Genomic DNA, 19,874 nt, shown 5'->3' with positions numbered 1-19,874 from the left:
GCCCCCATGTCCGAACCTGTTGCCGAAACCATCTTCCCCGTCATCGGCCTGATCGGCGGCTCTGGCCTGTATGACATTCCGGGCCTTGAGGGCCGCGAATGGAAGCGCATCGCCAGCCCCTGGGGCGAACCCTCAGACGCCATCCTGCACGGCACCCTGGCCGGCGTGCCGGTGCGCTTCCTGCCGCGCCATGGCCGCGGCCACCCGACCCCGCCATCCCGCCTGAACTACCGCGCCAATATCGATGCGATGAAGCGCGCCGGCTGCACCGAGATCATCTCCCTCTCGGCCGTGGGGTCGTTGAAGGAGGAGCTGCCGCCGGGGCATTTCGTCATCGTCGACCAGTTCATCGACCGCACCTTCGCACGCGAGAAATCCTTCTTCGAGACCGGCTGCGTCGGCCATGTCTCCGTCGCCCACCCGGTCTGCCCGCGGCTCGGCGATGCGTTGCAGGCCTCGGCCGAAAAGCTCGGCCTGCCGGTGACGCGGGGCGGCACCTACCTGGTCATGGAAGGCCCGCAATTCTCCACCAAGGCGGAAAGCCTGCTGTACCGGAGCTGGGGCTGCAGCGTGATCGGCATGACCAACATGCCGGAGGCCAAGTTGGCGCGGGAGGCCGAGCTTTGCTACGCGACCGTCGCCATGGTGACGGATTTCGACTGCTGGCACCCGGACCATGAGGCGGTGACGGTGGACCAGGTGGTCAAGGTGCTTTTCGGCAATGCCGACAAGGCGCGCGGCCTGATCGCGGATGTGGTGCCCAGCCTCGGCGCCCCGCGCGGCCCCTGCGCGGCCGGCTGCGACCGGGCGCTGGAACATGCGCTGATCACGGCACCCGACATGCGGGACCCGGCGCTGCTGGCGAAGCTGGATGCGGTGGCCGGGCGCGTGCTGCGGGGCTGAAGGCCCCGCCTACATATCCGGATCGAGCAGGCTGGAATGCACCCAGCCGGCCGGCGTGGTCGCATCGCCGATCAGCACCCAGCCGCCGGGCGCGTGGCCATGCACGGTGAAGACCCGGCCACGTTCCGCGACCCACAGGATCTCCGACTGGCCGCTCGGCCCCGACCGTACCCGCACCGGGCTGAGCACCGTGACGTTTCCGCCGCCGCTTGCCGAATCGACCGTGGCTGGCCTGGGGTCTTCGAAAGGGATGCCGGGCAGCGGGTTTGCCGCAGGCGGTTCGGCGACCGGCGCCGGCCCCGCGATGGCAGGCTGCGCAGCCCCGCAATAGCGCTGCCGCGGCAGCCCCGGCGCGCCGCCGCGCCAGAGGCCTGGCCCATCCTCCATCACCACCATGCTGCGGGAGTTGCGGGCCAGGTCTGGCACCGACTGGCGCCCATCCGGCCCGGCCAGGATGCCCAGCGCCGGGATCACCCGCGCCACCACATCCGCCCCGGCCGGCCCGCCCATCCGGGCGCAAACGGCGAAGGCCCCTGGCTCCTCCAGCGGATAGGTCTCGATGTTGGTCAGTGTCTCGCCGCCCTGGCCGCGCAGATGCGCGCGCAACGCGGCCACCGCGGCCTCCTCCGCCGTGCGGGCTACCTGCTCCGGTTGCGCGGCCTCCGGCGTCACGCCCGGGCCGGTGTTCCAGTCGAGGGAGAGTACGGCCACGGCGCCGAGGGCCAGGAGTGCGAGGGCCGAAATGGCCGGAATGGCCTTATGCATGCTGGCTGGGTCGTTCCTGGCTGGTGCTGCTGCCAAAGACGCACCGTTACGCGAAAGGTTCCGTGCGAAGTCCGCCTGGTTGCCGCGCCGCGCGCCGGCACGTTAGTCTGGCCGCCTCACGGCACGGCGTAGCGTTTCATGTCCCCCGCGACACATTCGGCGCGGCAGAGGCCGGCAGCGGGCTGATGCGGGTTCGTTTTCTGCGTCCGATCGCCCCCGCCATCCTGCTCGCCCACCGCCTCGTGGCGCGTCAGCGCAGCGAGAATGGGGACCGCGGCCTGGCACTGGCGCTGGCTTTCATCGCCGGCGCCATCAATGCCGGCGGGTTCTCCGCCGTCGGGCACTACACCTCCCACATGTCGGGCATCGTCTCCGCCATCGCAGATTTTGCCGCGCTCGGCGCCTGGGTGCTGGTGGGGGCCGGGCTGGTGGCGCTGGTCAGTTTCACCGCCGGCGCCGCAACCTCCGCCTGGCTGATCAACTGGGGAAGGCGGAACGACAGGCGCCGGCAATACGCAATGCCGCTGCTGCTGGAGGGGGTGCTGCTGGCCGGGCTGGGCGCGGCGGGCATGATGGTGGGGCTGAGCCCCTTTGCCGCGGTGGTCGGGGTGCCGGTGCTGTGCTTCATCATGGGGCTGCAGAACGCGACCATCACCAAGGTCTCCGGCGCCCGGCTGCGGACCACGCATGTGACCGGCATCGTCACGGATATCGGCATCGAGCTGGGCAAGCTGGCCTATTGGAACCGGAGCGATGGGCCGGCGGTCAGGGCAGACCGTGCCAAGCTGCGGCTGCTGGGCGCGATGCTCGGCGCCTTCATGGGCGGCGGTGTGCTGGGCGCGCTTGGCTTCAGCCATGTCGGCGCCGCGGCCGCGCTACCGCTGGCGCTGCTGCTCGGCCTGCTCGGCACCGCACCGGGCGCCGCCGCCGCGGTGCTGCGACGGCGGGCACCGTGACCGGCGGGGTTCAGTCCTTCACTTCCTCCAGCCGCACGGCCAGCTCGCCGGCCTGGGCGGCGCCCTCCCGCTTGCGGCGGCGCAGCACGATCGGGACGATGAGGACGATCAGCGCCAGCAGCAGGATCATCCAGAACGGGTAGGACGGCTGCGCCCCGTCCGGGCTCCAGATCGGGATCATGACGAGCAGGGCCAGGCAGATGCCCGAGGTGATGTAATAACCGAGCATGGCGTCAGCCCCCCAGATGCTTGGCGAAGAAGGCCAGTGTCCGCGCCTGCGCGACATCGGCATCGGCCGGCTTGTAGGACCCGCGCTCCTCGCATCCGAAGCCGTGGCCGGCGCCCTTGTAGACGAAGACCTCGACGCCCGGCTGCGCCGTGCGGATCAGATCGACATCCGCCATCGGGATGGAGGCATCGACCTCGCCGAAATGCAGCTGCACGGGGCAGGAGGGGGTTTCGGTGCGGGTGCCGGCGATGCCGCCGCCATACCAGCCGCAGGCCGCCTTGAAGCTGGTGCTGCGCGTGGCGCCCCACCAGGCGATGGTGCCGCCCCAGCAATAGCCGACAATGCCGTGGGCTGCGGTGCCCGGCAGGGCGGCGGCGGCGGCCTCGATGTCCAGCATCGTGCCGCGCTCATCGACCTTGGCGCGCAGGTCGCGGCCGCGGGCCACATCCTCCGCGGCATAGCCGAGTTCCACGCCACGCTCGACGCGGTCGAACAGCGCCGGGCAGATCACCGCATAGCCCTGCGCCGCGAAGGCGTCGCAGACATGGCGCATGTGGCGGTTCACGCCGAAAATCTCCTGCACCACCACCAGGGCGCGCCTGGCGTCCGGCGGGCCGGCGCGATAGGCGTTCAGGCGGTGGCCATCGGCGGCATTCAGCTCGATCTGCATGACGTTTCCCGCGCAGGTTTCGCGCGTTAGTGTTCCTGTATGGGCAAGCTCGTCAACCTCAACCATGCGCGCAAGGCGCAGGCGAAGCGACAGGCGGAGGCGGAGGCCGCCGCCAACCGGGTGAAGCACGGCCGCACCAAGGCGGAGAAGCTGGCGGACGCCCAGGCGGAGGCGCGGCGGGACGCGCTGCTGGATGGCGCGAAGCGGGAATCCGCGGAAGACTGAGCCGATGCAGAACCCCGATTTCGACCCGGCCGCCCATGGCTGGAACATCGTCACCCCCTCCGGCCTGCCGGAGACCGCCAACCCGCTGTGGCAGCGCGGCGCCGAATACGGCTTCCAGGCCCGGTCGGACCACGCCAATGGTCGCGGCGTGATCCATGGCGGGATCCTCGCCACCTTCATGGACCACAGCCTGGGGCTGATGGTGCGCGCGGCGACCGGCGGCGGGATGAACCTCGCCACCATCCAGCTCGACCTGCACTACCTGGCCGCCGCCATGCCGGGGATGTTCCTGGTGGGCTCCGGCGAGATCACCCGGCAGACCCGCAGCGTGGTCTTCGTGCGCGGCACGCTGCGCGCGGGCGATACGGCGGTGATCGCGGCCACCGGCATCTGGAAGCTGCTCGCCCCGCGGTGACGTAGGAGGCCCGGCTGGGCTAGAACCCGCGCAGCGACAGACGGAGAATACGATGAAAATCACCTGGTTCGGGCATTCGGCCTATCGCCTGGAGTTCGGCAACTCGGTCGTGCTGATCGACCCCTTCCTGACCGGCAACCCGGTGTTCAAGGGCGATGTCGAAGCGGCGAGTGCGGGCGCCACCCATGTGCTGCTGACGCATGGCCATAGCGACCATGTCGGCGACACCATGGCGATCCACCAGCGCACCGGCGCCAAGGTGGTGGCGAATTTCGAGATCTGCATGTGGCTCGCCCGCCAGGGGCTGAAGGCCATGGACCCGATGAACACCGGCGGCACCACGCAGCAGGACGATTTTTCGGTGACTCTGACCATCGCTTTCCATTCCTCGGCCGTCATGGACGAGAATGGCGTGACGCAGGATCTCGGCCTGCCGGGCGGGGTGGTGATCACGCCGAAGATGGCCGGGGAGCCGGTGGTCTATCACATGGGCGATACCGAGGTGTTCGGCGACATGGCGCTGATCGGCGAGCTGCACAGCCCGACGGTGGCGATGGTGCCGGTGGGCGACCGCTTCACCATGGACGGCAAGCGCGGTGCCCTGGCGGTGAAGCGCTTCCTGCCCAGCGTCACCACCGCCATTCCGTGCCATTTCGGCACCTTCCCGATGATCGCGCCGGATGCCTCCGCGTTCGAGCGGGAGATGGCGGGCGCCAAGGCAAAGGTGCTGGTGCCGGAGATTGGCGTGGCGTTTACGCTGTAGGGACCAGCGCCATCACCTCCTCCGCCACGGCGAGGGAGGCGGTGAGGCCGGGGCTCTCGATCCCGAACAGGTTCACCAGCCCCGGCACGCCATGCACCGCCGGCCCCTGGATGACGAAATCCTGGCCCGGCGCACCCTTCGGCACGGTCTTGGGGCGGATGCCGGAATAGCCGGGCGCCAGCGCGCCATCCGGCAGGCCGGGCCACCAGCGGCGGATGGAGTCGTAGAACAGCTCCCCCCGCCGCGGGTCCACATTGTAGTCGATCCGGTCGATCCACTCGACATCCGGCCCGAACCGCGCCTGGCCGCCGAGATCGATGGTCAGGTGCGTCCCCAACCCGCCCGGCACCGGCACCGGGTAGATCAACCGGCTGAACGGGGATTTGGTGGTCAGGCTGAAATAGTTGCCCTTGGCGTAGAAAGCACCGGGGATGTGCGCCTCCGGCACCCCCTCGATCCGCCGCGCCAGGCCCGGCGCGTGCAGGCCGGCGGAGTTCACCAGCAGGTTGCAGGACAGCGCCATCGGCTCCGCGCCACCCACCTGTAATTCGATTTGCTGCCCCACGACGCGGCCCCGCAGCACCGGGGCGTGGAAGGCGAACATCGCGCCGGCATCCTCGGCATCGCCCTGCAAGGCGAGCATGTAGGCGTGGCTGTCGATGATGCCGGTGGAAGGGGAGACCAGCGCCGCGGTGCAGGACAGCGAAGGCTCGATCGCGCGGGCTTCCTCGCCCGAGATGAAGCGAAGGTCGTCCACCCCATTGGCGGCGGCACGCTGGCGGATACCTTCCAACTGCTCGGCCTCCGCTTGGCTGGTCGCGACGATCAGCTTGCCGCAGCGGCGATGCGGCACGCCGTGGCTTTCGCAGTAATCGTACAGCTTCCATTTGCCGGCGACGCAGGTCTTCGCCATGAGGCTGCCGGCCTTGTAGTAGATGCCGGCGTGAATGACCTCGGAATTGCGCGAGGAGGTCTCGGTGCCAATACCCTCCGCGGCATCCAGCACCAGCACTTCCCGCCCCGCCTGGGCCAGCGCCCGGGCCACGGCGAGGCCGACAACGCCTGCCCCCACCACCACGCAATCCACCTGGTCCATTGTTGTCCCCCGATCCGTTGGAGGATGGGTATGGCAATTCGGGCCGGAAGGGGAGGGCTCGGGACCAGATGCAGGTTCGATGGCCTTGCACGCACCACCCGCCGAGGCCTAGCGTCAGCGGACCGATCCGAAATCGTTCCATCAGGCTTCACCCACGGGCGCGTGAAGGATTCCCGGATATGACAGCCACCGCCGCAACCCACACCGCCACCATCCTGGCGGCCTGTGAATCGAAATGGGAGGCGAACAAGGCGGATTGCAGCGGTTTCGTGCGCGCTGTTGCCCGGGCTTGCGGCTTGGAACTCACCGGCCAGGCCAATACGATCATCCAGCATGTGCGTACCAACTGGCACAAGGTGACCGACGGCGCGGATGCCTGTGCCAAAGCGACGGCAGGCAATTTCGTGATCGGGGGGCTGGAGGCGACGCCGAACGGCCATGTGGTCGTGGTCGTTCCAGGCCCCCTCAACCGCGGAAAATATCCCACGGCCTATTGGGGCAGTATCGCTGGCGTCGGCAAGAAGAACACGACCATCAATTGGAGCTGGGGGGTGACCGACCGCGACAAGGTCGAATACCGCTCCATAGCACTGGCCGCTGATGTGGTTGCGGGCGGGCTGCCGATGCGGATCATCGGCTGGCGTGCGCCGAAACTGCCAAGGATCGGCTTCTCCTGATGCTGCGGACCCTCGTCCTGGCCGGCCTGCTGGTCGTGGCAGCCGAGGCGCGGTCCGATTCCTGCCACCCCCTGCCGATGCGCCCGACTGCCGACCCCTCCACCTTCGAGGTGGGTGCGTATCGGGTGCGGCTCGACCACCCCGACACGCCGAGCGCCCCGACGATGTGGGAGGGGCCGATCCTTTTCACCGGGCCGGATGCCGCGGTGCCCTGCCAGATTGACCCGCAGACCCTGCTGCTGGCCCCGCTGGCGGCCTTTCAGGGGGGGCTGCTGGTCCTGCCAACCTTCAGCGGCAGCAACATGCGTATTCTCACGCTTGATATGGGGCTTTGCGTCATCCGCCACGTCAGCGCACCGATGACCGGACCTGTGACATGGCAGGATGGCGCGATCCGCGCCGCCGGTCGCCCGGTGCCGCATCTTCCCTGCAGCCGGGCTATCCCTTCAGACGCCGCCACGCCGTGACCTGCAAGGCGGAGGCGTGCACATGCACCACTGCCGGCACGCTGCGCGGCGCCAGGGCTGCGTCCAGGACAGGGGCGATGTCGGCCTCCGTCCGGATGGCGAAACCTTCTGCCCCGAAGGCGCGTCCCCAGGCGGCGAAATCCGGATTCACCAGATCGGCCGCATCGGCGTAGTTGCGGCCGGGGTAGCGGTTGGCGTGGTGCATGCCGATGGAGCCGTAAGTGCGGTTGTCTGACACCAGCAGCACCGGCGCGGCGCCGTGGCGCATCGCCGTGGCAATCTCGTTGCCCGTCATCAGCGCGCCGCCATCGCCGGTGACGGCAATCACCTGGCGCCCGGGATGCCGGATGCTGGCGGCGACCGCCATCGGCAATCCTGCCCCCATGCCACCCACGGCGGACCCAAGGAACATCTGGCCCGGCCGGAAGGGGATGTGGCGGTGCACGAAGCTGGTGAAATTGCCGGCATCGGTGGTCAGCACCGCATCCGCCGTCATCCGCTCCGCCACCGCGACGCAGACGGCGGCGAAATTCACCCCATCCGGCGCGGGGTCCCAGCGCGGCGCTGTCAGGTCGCGATGCAGCCCATGCAGCCGGGCGATCCAGGCGGCGCGGCCGGGTGGGGTCGGCGGCGCGCGCCGGGCCAGCAGCGCCTCGACCAGCTGGGCCGGATCGCAGGCCATGGGCAGGTCGGCGCGGAAGACGCGGTTGAGCTCGGAGGGGTCGGGCCAGACATGCACCAGCGGCATCTGCGGGTCCGGCGCGGTGGGCCAGGTGTAGGATTGGCTGACGACATCGGTCATGCGCTCACCCAGCGCCACCAGCAGATCCGCCTCCCGCAACGCCGCCATCAGCGGCGGCTGCACGCGGTTGCCGATATAGCCGGCGTAGTTGGGGTGGTGGCTGTCGAACAGATGCGGGCGCCGATGCGTCGGCGCGATGGGCAGCGACCACTCCTCCGCAAGGCGCTGCAGCGCGGCGAGGGCCGCCGGCGGGCCATCCATGGCGCCGCCGACCAGCATCACCGGGCGCTGCGCGGCGGCGAGCCGCTTGGCCAATTCCTCCACCTGCGCCGGCGCCGGGCCGGGGGTGGCGCGGATGCGCGGCTTGGCGAGGGGGATGTCGTTGGCCGGCTCGTCCAGCACATCCTCCGGCAGCACCACCGCCACCGGGCCGGGCGTGCCGGATTCGGCCAAATGGAAGGCGCGCGCGATCGCCTCGCTGGCCTGGATGGGCAGATCCACCGGGATCACGGCCTTCACCGTATCCGCCAGGTATTTGCCGTAGTCCTGTTCCTGCAACGCGCCGCGGCCGCGGTCGCGGCGTTCGACCTGGCCGATGATCAGCACCATCGGGATGGCGTCATGGAACGCCGTGTGCAGGCCGATCATGGCGTTGGAGACGCCGGGACCGCGGGAGACCATGCACACCCCCGCGCGCCCGGCCCGCATGCGGCCATCAGCGGCGGCCATATAGGCGGCGCCACCTTCATGCCGGCACACCACCAGCTTGAGCGCGGGCACATCCACCAGCGCATCCGTCAGGCCGAGAAAGCTTTCGCCCGGGACGCAGAACAGCAAATCCACGCCATGCGCGGCGAGGCTTTCGGCGACCAGCCTTCCGACGCTGCGCGTCATTCCGCGGCCGCCTTCGTGGCGTTGCTGCGCCAGACCGGCGTCAGCCAGTGCCGGTACTTCTCGAGTTTTCCGCGCACCGCATCGTTGTAGAGCGTTTGCAGCTTGCGGGTGACGGCGCCCGGCGTGCCGTCACCGATGTCGTAGTGGTCGATCGAGACCATCGGCAGCACCTCCGCGCCGCTGCCGCAGAAGAAGGCCTCGTCGGCGACGTAAAGCTCGGAGCGATCCACATCGCGCTCCACCACATCCATGCCGAGTTCCTCCCGCGCCAATTCCATCAGCGTCTCGCGCGTGATGGATTCCAGGATGTCGGCGGTGACGGGCGGCGTGATCAGCTTGCCGTGGCGGACGATCATCACGCAGGCGCCGGGGCCTTCGGCCACCTTGCCGGCAGCGTTCAGCATGACGGGCGGGCCCATGCCGTTCATCCGCGCCTCGATATAGGCGAGCCGCGAATTGTGATAATTCGCGCCGGACTTGATGCGCGATGGGGAGGCGAGATCGCTGTTGCGGCGCCAGGTGCTGATGGCGCTTTTCACGCCGGTTTCCTGCACCTTCTTCGACGGCATGGCGAAGGCGAGAATGAAGAAGCCGGTGCGGATTTCGCTGGGCAGGTAATGCGTCAGCTCGCCTTCCGCGAAATACACCACGGGGCGGTAGTGGATGGTTTCGCGGTAGTTGCAGGCGCGGATGAGTTCGAGGCTCGCCGCCTCGATCTCCGCATCGGTGTAGGGGATGGTCATGCGCATGATGCGCGCGCCCTGCCGCAGCCGCGCGATGTGGTCGGCGTGGCGGAAGGTGTAAAGCTCCTGCTGCTCCTCGTTCCAGTAGGCGCGGATGCCCTCGAACACATTCTCGCCGCGCAAAACGCATTCGGTGGAGATGTGCATGGTGGCATTGGCCCAGGGCACCAGTTTGCCGTCGAGCCAGGCGTAGTCCGCCGCTTTGCTCATGGGGTTGTCTCCTCCGGATAGGTGATGTCGATCAGCAGATTGCCGTGGACGTCGCGGGTGATGTGCGCGTCGGGGCCGATGACGACAGTGGATTCGCGTTCCTCGACCACCGCGGGGCCGGCGATGCGTTGGCCCACGGGCAGGCGGTAGCGGTCATAGACGGCGCAGGGGGCGAGGCCGGTGGACGCGAACCAGACATTGCGGTGGCCCTTCAGGGCGGGGCCTTCGCCCTTTGGCGGCGTGAAGCCTTCCGGCACCGCGGGGCGGCTGGCCGTGGCGTGCAGGCGCCAGGACAGCACCTCCATCGCCACGCCTTTGATGCGGCGGTCGAACAGGCCGAAGTAGGTTTCGCGGAAGGCGGCCTCCACCGCGGCGGCGTCCGCCGCGCCGGGGATCGGCACGCTGATATCGAAGCCCTGGCCGGCGTAACGCATATCCACGCTGCGGCGGAACTGCACGTCGCCGGGTGCCGCGCCGGCATCGAGCAACATGGCGCGCGCCTCCGCCTCCATCTCTGAAAATTTTGCCGCCACGCCGTCCCAATCCACCGCGGTCAGCCGCTGCACGCCGGAGCGCACCAGGTCGATGGCCGGCGCGGCAACCAGGAAGCCAAGCGCCGAGGCCACGCCGGCGCCCTGCGGCACGATGACACGAGACAGCTTCAGCAGTTTCGCCAATCCATAGGCATGCACCGGCCCGGCGCCGCCGAAGGCGAGCATCGCGTAGCGGCGCGGATCGCGGCCCTTCTCGGCCACATACATGCGCGTGGCGGCGGCCATGTTCTCGTTGACGATGCTGTGGATTCCAGCCGCGGCTTCCAGCGCGCTCATGCCAAGTTTCTGGGCCAGATGCTCCTGCATCGCGCCTTCCACCGCCGCGAGGTCCAGCGCCATCTCGCCGCCCAAAAAATACTCGGGCGAGAGATAGCCCAGCAGCAGGTCGGCATCCGTCACCGTGGGCCGCGTGCCGCCGCGCCCATAGCAGACCGGGCCCGGCACAGAGCCCGCGGATTCTGGCCCGACATTCAGCAGTCCCATCGCATTCACATGCGCGATGGAGCCACCGCCGGCACCGATCTCGATGAGGTCGATCACCGGCACCTTCAACGGCAGGCCGGACCCCTTGCGGAAGCGCCGCACCCGCGCGGCCTCGAAGGTCGAGGCATGTTCCGCCTCCCCCTTCTCGATCAGGCACATCTTCGCGGTTGTGCCGCCCATGTCGAAGGAGATCATGTCCGACACACCTGCGATGCGGCCATAATGCATCGCGGCGGTGGCACCCGCGGCCGGGCCACTCTCGATCAACTGCACCGGGTTGGCCCGCGCATAGCCCACGGAGGCGATGCCACCCGCCGACAGCATCAGATGCAGCGGCCCGCCCAATCCGCGCCGCTGCAACTCCGCTTCCAGCCTCGCCAAATAGCGATCCATCAGCGGCAGCACATAGGCGTTCACGCAGGCGGTGTTGGCGCGTTCGTATTCGCGAATTTCCGGCGCCACATCGGAGGACAGCGTGACGGGCACGCCCGGCAATTCCTCCGCCAGGATCGCGCCGACACGCCGTTCATGCGAGGCGTCGAGGTAGCTGTGCAGCAGGCACACTGCCACCGCCTCTACCGCATCGGCGCGCAACGCACGCGCTGCATCGCGCACCTCGGCTTCCACCAGTGGCACCAATTCGCGCCCCCGCGCATCATGGCGTTGCGTCACCGCATGGCGGCGCGGGCGCGGCACCAGCGGCTCCGGCTTGTCGAGGAACAGGTCGTACAAATCGTAGCGCATCTCCCGCCCCATCTCGAGGCTGTCGCGGAAGCCGCGCGTAGTCACCAGGCCGATGCGCGCGCCCTTGCGCTCGATCACGGTGTTGGTCACCAGTGTCGTGCCATGGACCACCTGGCGCACATCGCCGATCGCGGCGCCCGCCTCTGACAGAATTCGGGAAATGCCCTCCAGGATGGCGCGGCCCGGATCGTCCGGTGTGGTCAGTCGCTTGCCAGTCAGCACACGACCGGTGGCGTCATCCACCAGCACGAAATCCGTGAAAGTGCCGCCGACATCGACCCCGATGCGGTAGGGGCGCGAAACATCCGTCATCCTGATGCCCTCATGCGCCGGGCGGCCGCATCCACGGCCTTGGCTGCGCGGCATATGCCGCGGCGGCCGTTCGGCCGCTCAGCCGGTGCGAAGTGCACCGGCTGCATGGCAAACCTCCCACAGGTCGCTCTCATTCAGGCTTGATCCCCGCCGTCTGCACCACGTCGCGCCAGCGCGCCGTCTCGCTCACCAGCATCGTCCGGAAGCCGTCCGGGCCGAGTTGCAGGCGTTCCAGACCCAGCGCCGGCAGTCGCGCCTGCACCGACTCGCTCGCCATCGCCTTGTCGATCGCCTGCTGGAGCCGCGCCACGATGGGGGCCGGGATGCCGGCCGGGCCGAGCACGCCCCACCAGAAGCCGGCCACCAGATCCACGCCCTGCTCGCGCAGCGTCGGCACATCCGGCATCGCCGGCAGGCGCTGTTCCGCCGCCACGCCGATGACGCGCATCTGCCCGGCGGCGACCAGCGGCGCGGCGGTGGCCATCGCCTGGATCATCGCCTGCACCGTGCCGTTCAACACATCGGGCAAGGCTGCGCCGGTGCCGCGATAGGGCACATGCGTCACCTTCACGCCGCTGCGCATCTGCAACAATTCGATCATCAGATGCGTGCTGGTGGCGGTGCCGCCGGAGGCGATGTTCACCGCCTCCGGCCGCGCCCGCGCCGCCTCCAGCAGATCCCGCGTGGTGCGGAAGGGGGAGGATGTGGCCACCACCAGCAGCGCAGGTGCCACGCCGAGCGTGGCAATCGCGGTAAAGTCGCGCGCCGTGTCGAAGGCCACGGCCTGGCCGGCGGCGGCCTGCACCGCCGGGATCGTCGCCAGCGGCGTATCGCCCAGCAGCAGCGTCAGGCCATCCGGCGCGCTGCGCATCACCGCCTCCGCGCCGATCTGGCTGCCGGCGCCGGCGCGGTTCTCCACCACCACGGGCTGGCCCAGCTCCGCGCCCAGCGGCGTCGCCAGCAGCCGGCCGAGCGTGTCCGATCCGCCACCCGGCGCGAAGGGCACGATCATCCGCAGCGGGCGCGTCGGCCAGTTCGTTTGCGCGTGGGCCGCCAAGGGCGCAGCCGCGAAGGCGGCCGACAGGGCACGACGGGTGAGCTTGATGGTCATTGTTTTTTCCTCCCGTAATCGCGTTGCGCCCCTTCGGGCGTGACGTAGCCATCCGCAACATCGCGCCGCACCGCATCCGGGTCGCGCGAAGCCGGGTCGCCATAACCGCCGCCGCCGCCGAGATGCAGGGTCAGCCGGTCCCCCGGCGCCAGCATGGTGCGGGATTTCGGATGCGGTTTGCGACCATCCTGCAACTGCACCAGCGCCGGAGCACCCGCCCCCGCGCCATCCAGCCCGCCGGCCGGGTGCTTCATCCGGTCCGAGATCAGCGAAAGCCGCACCGGCTGGTCGGTCATCACCTCCAGCTCGATCTCCTGGCCCAGCCCGCCGCGGAACTGGCCCGGCCCGCCACTGTCCACCAGCAGGTCCTTGCGCCAGACCAGGATGGGGGCCGAGGCTTCGAAAGCCTCGATCGAACCCGAGCCGCTATTGGTCGGGAAGGCCGTGGTGTTCAGCCCGTCGCGCGCCTGCGTCGCGCCCATGCCGCCGCTGCCGAACAGCACCTGGCTGAAGCGGTCGCCGCGATCATCCTGCCCGGTATAGACCGGCCGCGGCGCCGGGGAGGCGCTGTCCGCCACCACCAGCTGCGGCGCGATCTGCGCCAGGCATTTGTACAGTGCGCCCGAGAGGAACAGCCCCGTCAGGTGCCGCGCATTCACCGCAGCCGGCCAGCGCGGGTTGAGGATGCTGCCCTCCGGCGCCGTCACGTCGATGGCGCGATAGCTGCCCTCGTTGCGTGGCGTCATCGGGTCCAGCGCGCATTTCAGCGGATAGACGGTGTAGGCGTAGGTGTAGTTCATCACGCTGTTCAGCCCGCGCGCGATCTGCGGCGAGGTGCCGGCGTAATCCACGCTCAGGATGTCGCCCGCGATGGTCAGCGCGCATTGGATGCGCGTCTCCGCATCCTCATAGCCATCGGCGAAGACCGTGCCGTGCCAGGTGCCATCCGGCAGCGCCGCGATCGCCTGGCGCATCGCGCCATCGGCACGCGCCTGGAGCGTCGCCGACAACGCCGTAAGGTCGGCTAGGCCGGTATCGCCCAGAAACTCCACCACGCGCCGGGCGCAGACGGTGATGGCCGTGATCTGCGCCTGGATGTCGCCCATCACCTGGTCCGGCACCCGCACATTGCCGCGGATGAAGCGCACCACCTCCCGGTTCTCCTGGCCTTGAACCAGGAACTTCGTCGGCGGAATCCGCAGCCCTTCTTCGAACACCTCCGTGCAATCCGCCGACCACAGCGTGCCGCCGATATCCGGCATGTGCGAGGTGGCGCCGGCGAAGGCCACCAGCCGGCCCTGGTGGAACACCGGCATCGCCGTGGTGATGTCCAGCAGATGCCCCGTGCCCATCCACGGGTCGTTGGTCATCAGCACATCGCCCGGCCGCAATTCCTCCAGCGGATATTCCGCCAGCATGTGCTTCAGCGTGCGCGGCAGCAGGCCGACGAAGCTCGGGATGCCAATGGAATTCTCCGCCAGGCTGTTGCCCTCCGCATCCATCAGCACCGTCGCGAAATCATTGGATTCGCGCACGATGGTGGAAAACGAGGTCCGCAGCAGCGCCGCCGCCGCCTCATCGGCGATCGAGATCAGCCGGCTCCACAGGATCTGCAGCGTGACGGGGTCGAAATGCATTTTTTCGAAAAGCTCCAGCCAAGGCTGGCAGTCTGACCCCGGCTTGGCGCCCCCGGTAGCAACCCATTAAGGTGCCGAGCCATGAGCCTACCTCAAGGCGTGTCCGGCCTGCCCCTGCAAGCGCTGCGAGTCTTCGACTCCGCCGCCCGCCACCTCAACATGGCCCGCGCGGCGGAAGAACTCGGCGTGACGCAGGGCGCCATCAGCCGCCAAGTGAAGTCGCTGGAGGACCAGCTTGCCGAACCCCTGTTCCTGCGCGGCCCGCGCGGCCTGAAGCTGACGGAGGCCGGGGACCTGCTGGCCGATTACGTGCGGCGCGGGCTGGAGCAGTTGGAGGCCGGGCTGTTCCGCATCGGCCAGCCCCGCTCCCGCACCACCCTGGTGGTCAACGCCGCCCGCACCTTCGCCATGCGGGTGCTGGCGCCGCGCATCGCCGGCTTCACACGGGCGCATCCCTGGATCGAGCTTCGCCTGGAAACCCATCGCTATTTCGCGCAGTTGCACGGCGCCGATGTCGATGTGGCCATCCGCGCCGGTACCGGCGACTGGCCCGGCCATGTGGTGCGCCCGCTGACGCGGGAGGTGCTGTTCCCGGTCTGCGCCCCCGGATACCTGCCCGAGGCCCTGCCGCCGGCGGAGACCATCGCCCAATCCACCCTGCTGCACTACGCCGAGCGCCCGCATTGGCGCGACTGGCTGCTGGCCGCCGGGCTGAACCCGGCGCTGGCCACCCCCGGGCCCCGCTTCGACGAAACCGCCCTGGCGCTGGCCGCCGCCGAGGCCGGGCAAGGCCTGGCCGTTGGCTGGGGCGTGCTGGTCGCGGATGCGCTGGCCGCCGGCCGGCTGGTGCGGCCCTTTGCCGGCACGCTGGATGACGGCACCGGCTACCATCTGGTGATGACCGAAATGGCCTCCCGCCGCTCCACCGTGCAGGCCTTCGGCACCTGGCTGCAGGCGGCGCTGGCGCCGGATCAGCCGGCCGCGTAGCCGCGATAGATGCGCGCCGCCGTGCCATCCGCCTCCAGCCGCGCCATCGCGGTGCGCAGGGCGGCAATCGGCAGGTCACGCGGGTCGGGGTGGGCGGCGAGCCAGGCGGCGGCGGTCTGCAAGGCGGGGCCGGTGCGAACGCCGCCGGAGCGGCCGATGGACACGAACTGCTGGATGATCTCGGGCTCCGTCGCGTACCAGGCCTCGATGCGGCCTTCCGCCAGGGCCAGCGCCAAGTCGCGGCCGGTTTCCAACACCAGCAGGCTGTCGAAGCCGTTCTGCCGCAGGAACACCTCCTGCAGCCCGTTCCGCACCACGCCGATCCGCGCCAGGGCGCGCGCGGCGGCCAGATCCACCACGGGGCGGTCCGCCAGGGTGCCCATGGCCTGCGGCACGTCGATGACCTTCGCCACCCAGGTGAATTGTGCCTCCCGCGTCGCGGTGCGGCCGATCGGGCAGAGCAGCGTGCCAGGGACCTCGCGGGCGCGTTCCACCGAATCGCCGAAGCGCAGGAAGGTGAAGCGCGGCGTGCGGCCGATGGCGATGATCGCCTCCGCCAGGATATCGAGGGTGATGCCGTACCGGTCCGTGCCGGGAAAGGACAGCGGGCGGATGTCGGAGGTGATGACCTCCAGCGGCGCCGCCGCCCGCGCCAGGCGGGGCATCGCCAGCAAGCCGGTGGCGACCAGGCCTCGGCGGGAAAGGCGCAGCATTGCAGCTCCCCTACTGCACAGGCGCCGCCGGGCCGAACACGACCCGGGCGCCGTTGCGGATTTCGCTGGGCAGGCACAGCGCGGCCAGCGCCGGGGCCACCTCCGCCGGCTGGGTCAATTTCGACGAATCCTCGCCCGGCATCGCCTGGGCGCGCAGCTTGGTGGCGACGATGTCGGGGTCGAACAGGTTCACCCGCAGGCGCGTGGTCGCAACCTCCTGCGCCCAGGTCAGCACCAGATGCTCCATGCCCGCCTTGGTGGCGCCGTACATGCCCCAATAGGCCTTGGGCCGCGGTACACGCCCGGTGGTGACGAAGACGGCGCGGCCGGCCTCCGCCGCGCGCAGGGGCGGGTCGCAGGTGCGGATCAGGCGCCAGGCGGCGGTCAGGTTCACGCCCACCGTCTGCGCCCAATCCTTCGGCTCGATATGCGCCACCGGCGTCAGCTTGTTCAGCACGCCGGCATTGTGGACCAAAATATCCAGCCGCCCGAACCGCTCCATGATCGAAGGCCCGATCAGGTCGAGCTGCTTCTCCGCATCCTTGTGCAGGTCCAGCGGCAACAGCGTGGCGCCGCGACCGGAGACGGCGCGGATCGCGTCATCCGTCTCCTCCAGCCCGCCCTGGGTGCGGGCGATGAGGACAAGCTGCGCCCCCATCCGCGCCAGTTCCACCGCCAGCGCGGCCCCGATGCCGCGGGAGGCGCCGGTGACCAGCGCGACACGATTTTCAAGCGGAAGGCTCACGGGATTGTCCTGGCTGGGCGTCAGCGGTTCGCGACCTGCAGCAGCGGCAGCGGACGCTCGGAAGGGTCCTGCTGGTCGAGCAGCGGGATGGCGTAGTCGCCGGTGAAGCAGGCGTCGCAATAGGCCGGTGCCGCCGCATCGCGGCCATCGCGGCCGAGTGCGCGATACAGCCCATCCAGCGAGATGAAGGCCAGGCTGTCGGCGCCGATGATCTTGGCCATTTCCGCGACGTCGTGGTTGGCCGCCAGCAGCTTGGCGCGTTCCGGCGTATCGATGCCGTAGAAGCAGGAATGCGTGGTGGGGGGGGAGGAGATGCGCATATGCACCTCCGTCGCCCCGGCCTGGCGCACCATTTCCACGATCTTGCGGCTGGTGGTGCCGCGGACGATGCTGTCGTCCACCAGTACCACGCGCTTGCCCTCGATCATGCTGCGATTGGCGCTGTGCTTCAGCTTCACGCCGAGGTTGCGGATCTGGTCCGTCGGCTCGATGAAGGTGCGGCCGACATAATGGTTGCGGATGATACCGAGTTCGAAGGGTATGCCGGCTTCCGTCGCAAAGCCCATCGCCGCCGGCACGCCGCTATCTGGCACAGGGACGATCACATCCGCCGTCACGCCGGATTCGCGCGCCAGTTCGGCGCCGATGCGCTTGCGCGTGTCATAGACCGGCGTGCCCTCCACGATGGAATCGGGGCGCGCGAAATAGATGTATTCGAAGATGCAGAAGCGCGGGCTGGACGGCCGCGCGAAGGGGCGGATGGAGCGCACGCCGGAATCGTCGATCAGCACGATCTCGCCCGGCTCCACATCCCGCACGAATTCGGCGCCGACGATATCCAGGCCGCAGGTCTCGCTCGACAGCACGAAGCCGCCGGTGGCCAGCTTGCCCAGCACCAGCGGCCGCACGCCGAGCGGGTCCCGCGCCCCCAGCAGCGCGCCGTTGTGCAAGGCAACCAGGCTGTAGGCGCCCTGCACCTGCTTCAACGCATCGATCAGCCGGTCCATCACGGTGGAGTAGAGCGAGATGGCGATGAGATGAATGAACACCTCGGAATCCGTGGTCGACTGGAACAGGCAGCCACGGCGGACCAGGGCGCGCTTCAGCACATGGGCGTTGGTCAGGTTGCCGTTATGCGCCACGGCGAAGCCGCCGAATTCGAAATCGGCATAAAGCGGCTGCACGTTGCGCAGCGCCGTCTCCCCGGTGGTGGCGTAGCGGTTGTGGCCGAGGGCCGCGTGCCCCGGCAGGCCGGCGATGACCGCCGCATTGCTGAAATTGTCGCCCACCAGGCCGCGGCCCTTATGGGCATGGAACTGGCCCTGCGCGGCCAGGGAGACGATGCCCGCCGCTTCCTGCCCCCGGTGCTGCAGCGCGTGCAGGCCGAGCGCCGTGAGGGCGGCCGCATCGGGGCTGCCCCAGACTCCGACCACACCGCATTCCTCATGCGGATGGTCGTCGTCGCCGATATCCCACTGGCTGGCCTGGGTCATGCGCTTCCTTCAGATCCGGCTGCGCGCGGGGGGGCGAAGCAGCTGGTCCATGCTCGGTTCCTGGCGGCCCGTGCCATCCGGCAAGCGCGGGCGGAAATCATCCGGCAGCTTTGCCACCACCCAGGCCGCGCCCTGTGCCGCGAACGGCAGGGAACGTGCCTGGCGGACCGGCTCCGGCCATTGATCCCGGTCCGGCAGCACCAGCCCAGCCACGATATAGGCGATCACGACTATGAAAGCACCCCGCGCGAGGCCGAAGACCAACCCAAGCACGCGATCCACGCCACCCAGGGCGGAGCGCTGCACATGGCCCGCGAGCCAGGCGGTCAGCAGCTTGAGGATGATCAGCACAACCAGGAACACCGCGCCGACGGCAACGCCGGTGGCCAGCCAGGGCGGTTCCACATATTGCGCGACCAGCGGCGTGACCGCCGGTTCGGCCATGATGCCGGCGATGATCGCGCCCGCCCAGGCACCAACGCCCAGAACCTCGCGCACCAGGCCACGGAAATAGGCGAGCCCCGCAGAAAGCAGGCACACCGCGAGGATGACAGCATCAACCCAGGTCATTGCGGCAGCCTATAGCGGGCAAGCGGGCGGGTGTCATCGTGGCGTGGGAAGGGATACGCCGAGTCGCTTGCGTGTAGCGTCAATTGTAGCTACGGTCGCTTACTGCCGCATCCCGGCAGGTGATCCGCAGGAGTTGGGGATGTTCTTCTCACACATGGTCAGCGGCAGTCTGCCGATGGCACGCCCATGCGGAGCACCCGATGATCCTCGAATGGCACGAAAAGAAGCGCGAACAGAACCTTGCTCAGCACAAGCTCGATTTTCTTGATTGCAGCCTCCTGTTCGAAGGTGACCACTGCATCGCCGAGACTGCACCCGGCAACGATACTGTCCGCTTCCTCGCGATCGGACTGATCCATGGCCGCTACTGTGTTGTGATCTATACGCCGCGGGGTGATGCCTTGCGCATCATCTCCCTGAGGAGAGCCCGAGATGGGGAAAAACGCCGACATCAGGCGCTATTCGGCTGACGAGCTTCGTGCGCTGCGCGCGCGTGGCGAAAGCCGCAGCGACTGGGCCAGGGTCGATGCGACGAGCGAGGCGGAACTCGAACACGCCATCGCCCAGGACGCGGATTGGAAGGACGTGCCCGCCAACTGGCATGAGGCGGCGCGGCCAGCCTCCCCCGTCGCCAAGAAGCTGCTGTCGCTGCGGATCGACGCCGACATCATCGAATATTTCCGCAGCCAGGGCCCCGGCTACCAGACCTGGATGAACGCCGTCCTTCGCGCCTATGTTACGGCGCGGGGCGATGATCCGAAGGGCTGACC

General features: G+C 69.1%; 23 protein-coding genes. 10 read left to right on the top strand and 13 right to left on the bottom strand.

Annotated features, from left to right (window positions below; genetic code table 11):
- Positions 1-6 precede the first annotated feature (6 nt).
- Positions 7-903, top strand: coding sequence for an S-methyl-5'-thioadenosine phosphorylase (locus tag ACFHNC_RS11775; protein ID WP_437169413.1), 897 nt, complete (start codon positions 7-9; stop codon positions 901-903).
- Between the two features lie 9 nt (positions 904-912).
- On the opposite strand, the gene ACFHNC_RS11770 is transcribed toward ACFHNC_RS11775, so the two are convergent.
- Positions 913-1,668, bottom strand: coding sequence for an SH3 domain-containing protein (locus tag ACFHNC_RS11770; RefSeq protein WP_437169412.1), 756 nt, complete (start codon positions 1,666-1,668; stop codon positions 913-915).
- Positions 1,669-1,853: 185 nt separating this feature from the next.
- Between ACFHNC_RS11770 and ACFHNC_RS11765 the strand changes: the two genes are divergently transcribed.
- Positions 1,854-2,624: a YoaK family protein gene (locus ACFHNC_RS11765; RefSeq protein WP_437169411.1), complete on the top strand. Its 771-nt coding sequence runs from the start codon at positions 1,854-1,856 to the stop codon at positions 2,622-2,624.
- A gap of 10 nt (positions 2,625-2,634) precedes the next feature.
- Here ACFHNC_RS11765 and ACFHNC_RS11760 read toward each other — a convergent pair whose 3' ends face one another.
- Both ACFHNC_RS11760 and ACFHNC_RS11755 read right to left on the bottom strand, forming a co-directional pair.
- Positions 2,635-2,853 carry a hypothetical protein gene (locus tag ACFHNC_RS11760; protein ID WP_437169410.1) on the bottom strand — a complete coding sequence of 73 codons (219 nt, stop codon included), beginning with the start codon at positions 2,851-2,853 and terminating at the stop codon, positions 2,635-2,637.
- A gap of 4 nt (positions 2,854-2,857) precedes the next feature.
- Positions 2,858-3,523 carry a dienelactone hydrolase family protein gene (locus tag ACFHNC_RS11755; RefSeq protein ID WP_437169409.1) on the bottom strand — a complete coding sequence of 222 codons (666 nt, stop codon included), beginning with the start codon at positions 3,521-3,523 and terminating at the stop codon, positions 2,858-2,860.
- A gap of 39 nt (positions 3,524-3,562) precedes the next feature.
- On the opposite strand from ACFHNC_RS11755, the gene ACFHNC_RS11750 reads away from it, so the two are divergent.
- The 3 genes from ACFHNC_RS11750 to ACFHNC_RS11740 are packed head-to-tail and all read left to right on the top strand — an operon-like array spanning position 3,563 to position 4,926.
- Positions 3,563-3,748 carry a DUF4169 family protein gene (locus tag ACFHNC_RS11750; protein WP_437169408.1) on the top strand — a complete coding sequence of 62 codons (186 nt, stop codon included), beginning with the start codon at positions 3,563-3,565 and terminating at the stop codon, positions 3,746-3,748.
- A 4-nt stretch (positions 3,749-3,752) separates the two neighbouring features.
- Positions 3,753-4,163, top strand: a complete 411-nt coding sequence (locus tag ACFHNC_RS11745; RefSeq protein ID WP_437169407.1) for a PaaI family thioesterase — start codon at positions 3,753-3,755, stop codon at positions 4,161-4,163.
- Between the two features lie 52 nt (positions 4,164-4,215).
- The gene (locus ACFHNC_RS11740) at positions 4,216-4,926 is read left to right on the top strand and encodes a metal-dependent hydrolase (RefSeq protein WP_437169406.1); all 711 of its coding nucleotides are present in this window, start codon (positions 4,216-4,218) and stop codon (positions 4,924-4,926) included.
- Here the strand turns inward: ACFHNC_RS11740 and ACFHNC_RS11735 are convergent.
- Positions 4,916-6,022, bottom strand: coding sequence for an NAD(P)/FAD-dependent oxidoreductase (locus ACFHNC_RS11735; RefSeq protein WP_437169405.1), 1,107 nt, complete (start codon positions 6,020-6,022; stop codon positions 4,916-4,918). The genes ACFHNC_RS11740 and ACFHNC_RS11735 overlap by 11 nt on opposite strands.
- 179 nt (positions 6,023-6,201) lie before the next feature.
- On the opposite strand from ACFHNC_RS11735, the gene ACFHNC_RS11730 reads away from it, so the two are divergent.
- Positions 6,202-6,699, top strand: a complete 498-nt coding sequence (locus ACFHNC_RS11730; protein ID WP_437169404.1) for a hypothetical protein — start codon at positions 6,202-6,204, stop codon at positions 6,697-6,699.
- Positions 6,699-7,166, top strand: coding sequence for a hypothetical protein (locus ACFHNC_RS11725; protein WP_437169403.1), 468 nt, complete (start codon positions 6,699-6,701; stop codon positions 7,164-7,166). Before ACFHNC_RS11730 ends, ACFHNC_RS11725 begins: the two co-directional genes overlap by 1 nt.
- Here ACFHNC_RS11725 and ACFHNC_RS11720 read toward each other — a convergent pair.
- The 5 genes from ACFHNC_RS11720 to ACFHNC_RS11700 form a co-directional block, all read right to left on the bottom strand.
- A complete protein-coding gene (locus ACFHNC_RS11720; RefSeq protein WP_437169402.1) occupies positions 7,138-8,802 on the bottom strand; it encodes a thiamine pyrophosphate-binding protein in 1,665 nt (554 codons plus the stop codon). The two genes, ACFHNC_RS11725 and ACFHNC_RS11720, sit on opposite strands and share 29 nt — an antisense overlap.
- Entirely contained in the window at positions 8,799-9,755 is a 957-nt protein-coding gene (locus tag ACFHNC_RS11715) for a branched-chain amino acid transaminase (RefSeq protein ID WP_437169401.1), read from the bottom strand. The genes ACFHNC_RS11720 and ACFHNC_RS11715 overlap by 4 nt, the downstream gene beginning before the upstream one ends.
- A complete protein-coding gene (locus ACFHNC_RS11710) occupies positions 9,752-11,848 on the bottom strand; it encodes a hydantoinase/oxoprolinase family protein (RefSeq protein WP_437169400.1) in 2,097 nt (698 codons plus the stop codon). The genes ACFHNC_RS11715 and ACFHNC_RS11710 overlap by 4 nt, the downstream gene beginning before the upstream one ends.
- 130 nt (positions 11,849-11,978) lie before the next feature.
- The gene (locus tag ACFHNC_RS11705) at positions 11,979-12,959 is read right to left on the bottom strand and encodes a Bug family tripartite tricarboxylate transporter substrate binding protein (protein ID WP_437169399.1); all 981 of its coding nucleotides are present in this window, start codon (positions 12,957-12,959) and stop codon (positions 11,979-11,981) included.
- Positions 12,956-14,596, bottom strand: a complete 1,641-nt coding sequence (locus ACFHNC_RS11700) for a hydantoinase B/oxoprolinase family protein (RefSeq protein WP_437169398.1) — start codon at positions 14,594-14,596, stop codon at positions 12,956-12,958. The genes ACFHNC_RS11705 and ACFHNC_RS11700 overlap by 4 nt, the downstream gene beginning before the upstream one ends.
- A gap of 81 nt (positions 14,597-14,677) precedes the next feature.
- Here ACFHNC_RS11700 and ACFHNC_RS11695 point away from each other — a divergent pair, with 81 nt between their 5' ends.
- The gene (locus ACFHNC_RS11695; protein ID WP_437169397.1) at positions 14,678-15,583 is read left to right on the top strand and encodes a LysR substrate-binding domain-containing protein; all 906 of its coding nucleotides are present in this window, start codon (positions 14,678-14,680) and stop codon (positions 15,581-15,583) included.
- Here ACFHNC_RS11695 and ACFHNC_RS11690 read toward each other — a convergent pair.
- The 4 genes from ACFHNC_RS11690 to ACFHNC_RS11675 are packed head-to-tail and all read right to left on the bottom strand — an operon-like array spanning position 15,568 to position 19,104.
- Entirely contained in the window at positions 15,568-16,296 is a 729-nt protein-coding gene (locus ACFHNC_RS11690) for a substrate-binding periplasmic protein (RefSeq protein ID WP_437169396.1), read from the bottom strand. The genes ACFHNC_RS11695 and ACFHNC_RS11690 overlap by 16 nt on opposite strands.
- Before the next feature lie 10 nt (positions 16,297-16,306).
- Positions 16,307-17,041, bottom strand: coding sequence for an SDR family NAD(P)-dependent oxidoreductase (locus tag ACFHNC_RS11685; protein WP_437169395.1), 735 nt, complete (start codon positions 17,039-17,041; stop codon positions 16,307-16,309).
- 20 nt (positions 17,042-17,061) lie between these two features.
- Entirely contained in the window at positions 17,062-18,534 is a 1,473-nt protein-coding gene (gene purF / locus ACFHNC_RS11680) for an amidophosphoribosyltransferase (RefSeq protein WP_437169394.1), read from the bottom strand.
- A gap of 9 nt (positions 18,535-18,543) precedes the next feature.
- Positions 18,544-19,104, bottom strand: a complete 561-nt coding sequence (locus tag ACFHNC_RS11675; protein WP_437169393.1) for a CvpA family protein — start codon at positions 19,102-19,104, stop codon at positions 18,544-18,546.
- Positions 19,105-19,304: 200 nt separating this feature from the next.
- Here ACFHNC_RS11675 and ACFHNC_RS11670 point away from each other — a divergent pair, with 200 nt between their 5' ends.
- Both ACFHNC_RS11670 and ACFHNC_RS11665 read left to right on the top strand, forming a co-directional pair.
- Positions 19,305-19,574, top strand: coding sequence for a BrnT family toxin (locus ACFHNC_RS11670; protein ID WP_437169392.1), 270 nt, complete (start codon positions 19,305-19,307; stop codon positions 19,572-19,574).
- Positions 19,537-19,872 carry a BrnA antitoxin family protein gene (locus ACFHNC_RS11665; protein ID WP_437169391.1) on the top strand — a complete coding sequence of 112 codons (336 nt, stop codon included), beginning with the start codon at positions 19,537-19,539 and terminating at the stop codon, positions 19,870-19,872. The genes ACFHNC_RS11670 and ACFHNC_RS11665 overlap by 38 nt, the downstream gene beginning before the upstream one ends.
- The last annotated feature ends 2 nt before the right edge of the window (positions 19,873-19,874 follow it).

The organism is Falsiroseomonas sp. E2-1-a4, from assembly GCF_051433165.1.
Lineage (GTDB): Bacteria > Pseudomonadota > Alphaproteobacteria > Acetobacterales > Acetobacteraceae > Falsiroseomonas.
This window is presented reverse-complemented; position numbering and strand designations above follow the sequence as displayed.

Bases quoted from the DNA above. Each gene is read 5' to 3' on its own strand.
- ACFHNC_RS11740 (WP_437169406.1), top strand. From the start codon at position 4,216: ATGAAAATCACCTGGTTCGGGCATTCGGCCTATCGCCTGGAGTTCGGC.
- ACFHNC_RS11690 (WP_437169396.1), bottom strand. From the start codon at position 16,296: ATGCTGCGCCTTTCCCGCCGAGGCCTGGTCGCCACCGGCTTGCTGGCG.
- ACFHNC_RS11755 (WP_437169409.1), bottom strand. From the start codon at position 3,523: ATGCAGATCGAGCTGAATGCCGCCGATGGCCACCGCCTGAACGCCTAT.
- ACFHNC_RS11760 (WP_437169410.1), bottom strand. From the start codon at position 2,853: ATGCTCGGTTATTACATCACCTCGGGCATCTGCCTGGCCCTGCTCGTC.
- ACFHNC_RS11725 (WP_437169403.1), top strand. From the start codon at position 6,699: ATGCTGCGGACCCTCGTCCTGGCCGGCCTGCTGGTCGTGGCAGCCGAG.
- ACFHNC_RS11735 (WP_437169405.1), bottom strand. From the start codon at position 6,022: ATGGACCAGGTGGATTGCGTGGTGGTGGGGGCAGGCGTTGTCGGCCTC.
- ACFHNC_RS11720 (WP_437169402.1), bottom strand. From the start codon at position 8,802: ATGACGCGCAGCGTCGGAAGGCTGGTCGCCGAAAGCCTCGCCGCGCAT.
- ACFHNC_RS11715 (WP_437169401.1), bottom strand. From the start codon at position 9,755: ATGAGCAAAGCGGCGGACTACGCCTGGCTCGACGGCAAACTGGTGCCC.
- ACFHNC_RS11665 (WP_437169391.1), top strand. From the start codon at position 19,537: ATGGGGAAAAACGCCGACATCAGGCGCTATTCGGCTGACGAGCTTCGT.
- ACFHNC_RS11730 (WP_437169404.1), top strand. From the start codon at position 6,202: ATGACAGCCACCGCCGCAACCCACACCGCCACCATCCTGGCGGCCTGT.
- ACFHNC_RS11710 (WP_437169400.1), bottom strand. From the start codon at position 11,848: ATGACGGATGTTTCGCGCCCCTACCGCATCGGGGTCGATGTCGGCGGC.
- ACFHNC_RS11745 (WP_437169407.1), top strand. From the start codon at position 3,753: ATGCAGAACCCCGATTTCGACCCGGCCGCCCATGGCTGGAACATCGTC.
- purF (WP_437169394.1), bottom strand. From the start codon at position 18,534: ATGACCCAGGCCAGCCAGTGGGATATCGGCGACGACGACCATCCGCAT.
- ACFHNC_RS11750 (WP_437169408.1), top strand. From the start codon at position 3,563: ATGGGCAAGCTCGTCAACCTCAACCATGCGCGCAAGGCGCAGGCGAAG.
- ACFHNC_RS11700 (WP_437169398.1), bottom strand. From the start codon at position 14,596: ATGCATTTCGACCCCGTCACGCTGCAGATCCTGTGGAGCCGGCTGATC.
- ACFHNC_RS11770 (WP_437169412.1), bottom strand. From the start codon at position 1,668: ATGCATAAGGCCATTCCGGCCATTTCGGCCCTCGCACTCCTGGCCCTC.
- ACFHNC_RS11705 (WP_437169399.1), bottom strand. From the start codon at position 12,959: ATGACCATCAAGCTCACCCGTCGTGCCCTGTCGGCCGCCTTCGCGGCT.
- ACFHNC_RS11695 (WP_437169397.1), top strand. From the start codon at position 14,678: ATGAGCCTACCTCAAGGCGTGTCCGGCCTGCCCCTGCAAGCGCTGCGA.
- ACFHNC_RS11675 (WP_437169393.1), bottom strand. From the start codon at position 19,104: ATGACCTGGGTTGATGCTGTCATCCTCGCGGTGTGCCTGCTTTCTGCG.
- ACFHNC_RS11775 (WP_437169413.1), top strand. From the start codon at position 7: ATGTCCGAACCTGTTGCCGAAACCATCTTCCCCGTCATCGGCCTGATC.
- ACFHNC_RS11670 (WP_437169392.1), top strand. From the start codon at position 19,305: ATGATCCTCGAATGGCACGAAAAGAAGCGCGAACAGAACCTTGCTCAG.
- ACFHNC_RS11765 (WP_437169411.1), top strand. From the start codon at position 1,854: ATGCGGGTTCGTTTTCTGCGTCCGATCGCCCCCGCCATCCTGCTCGCC.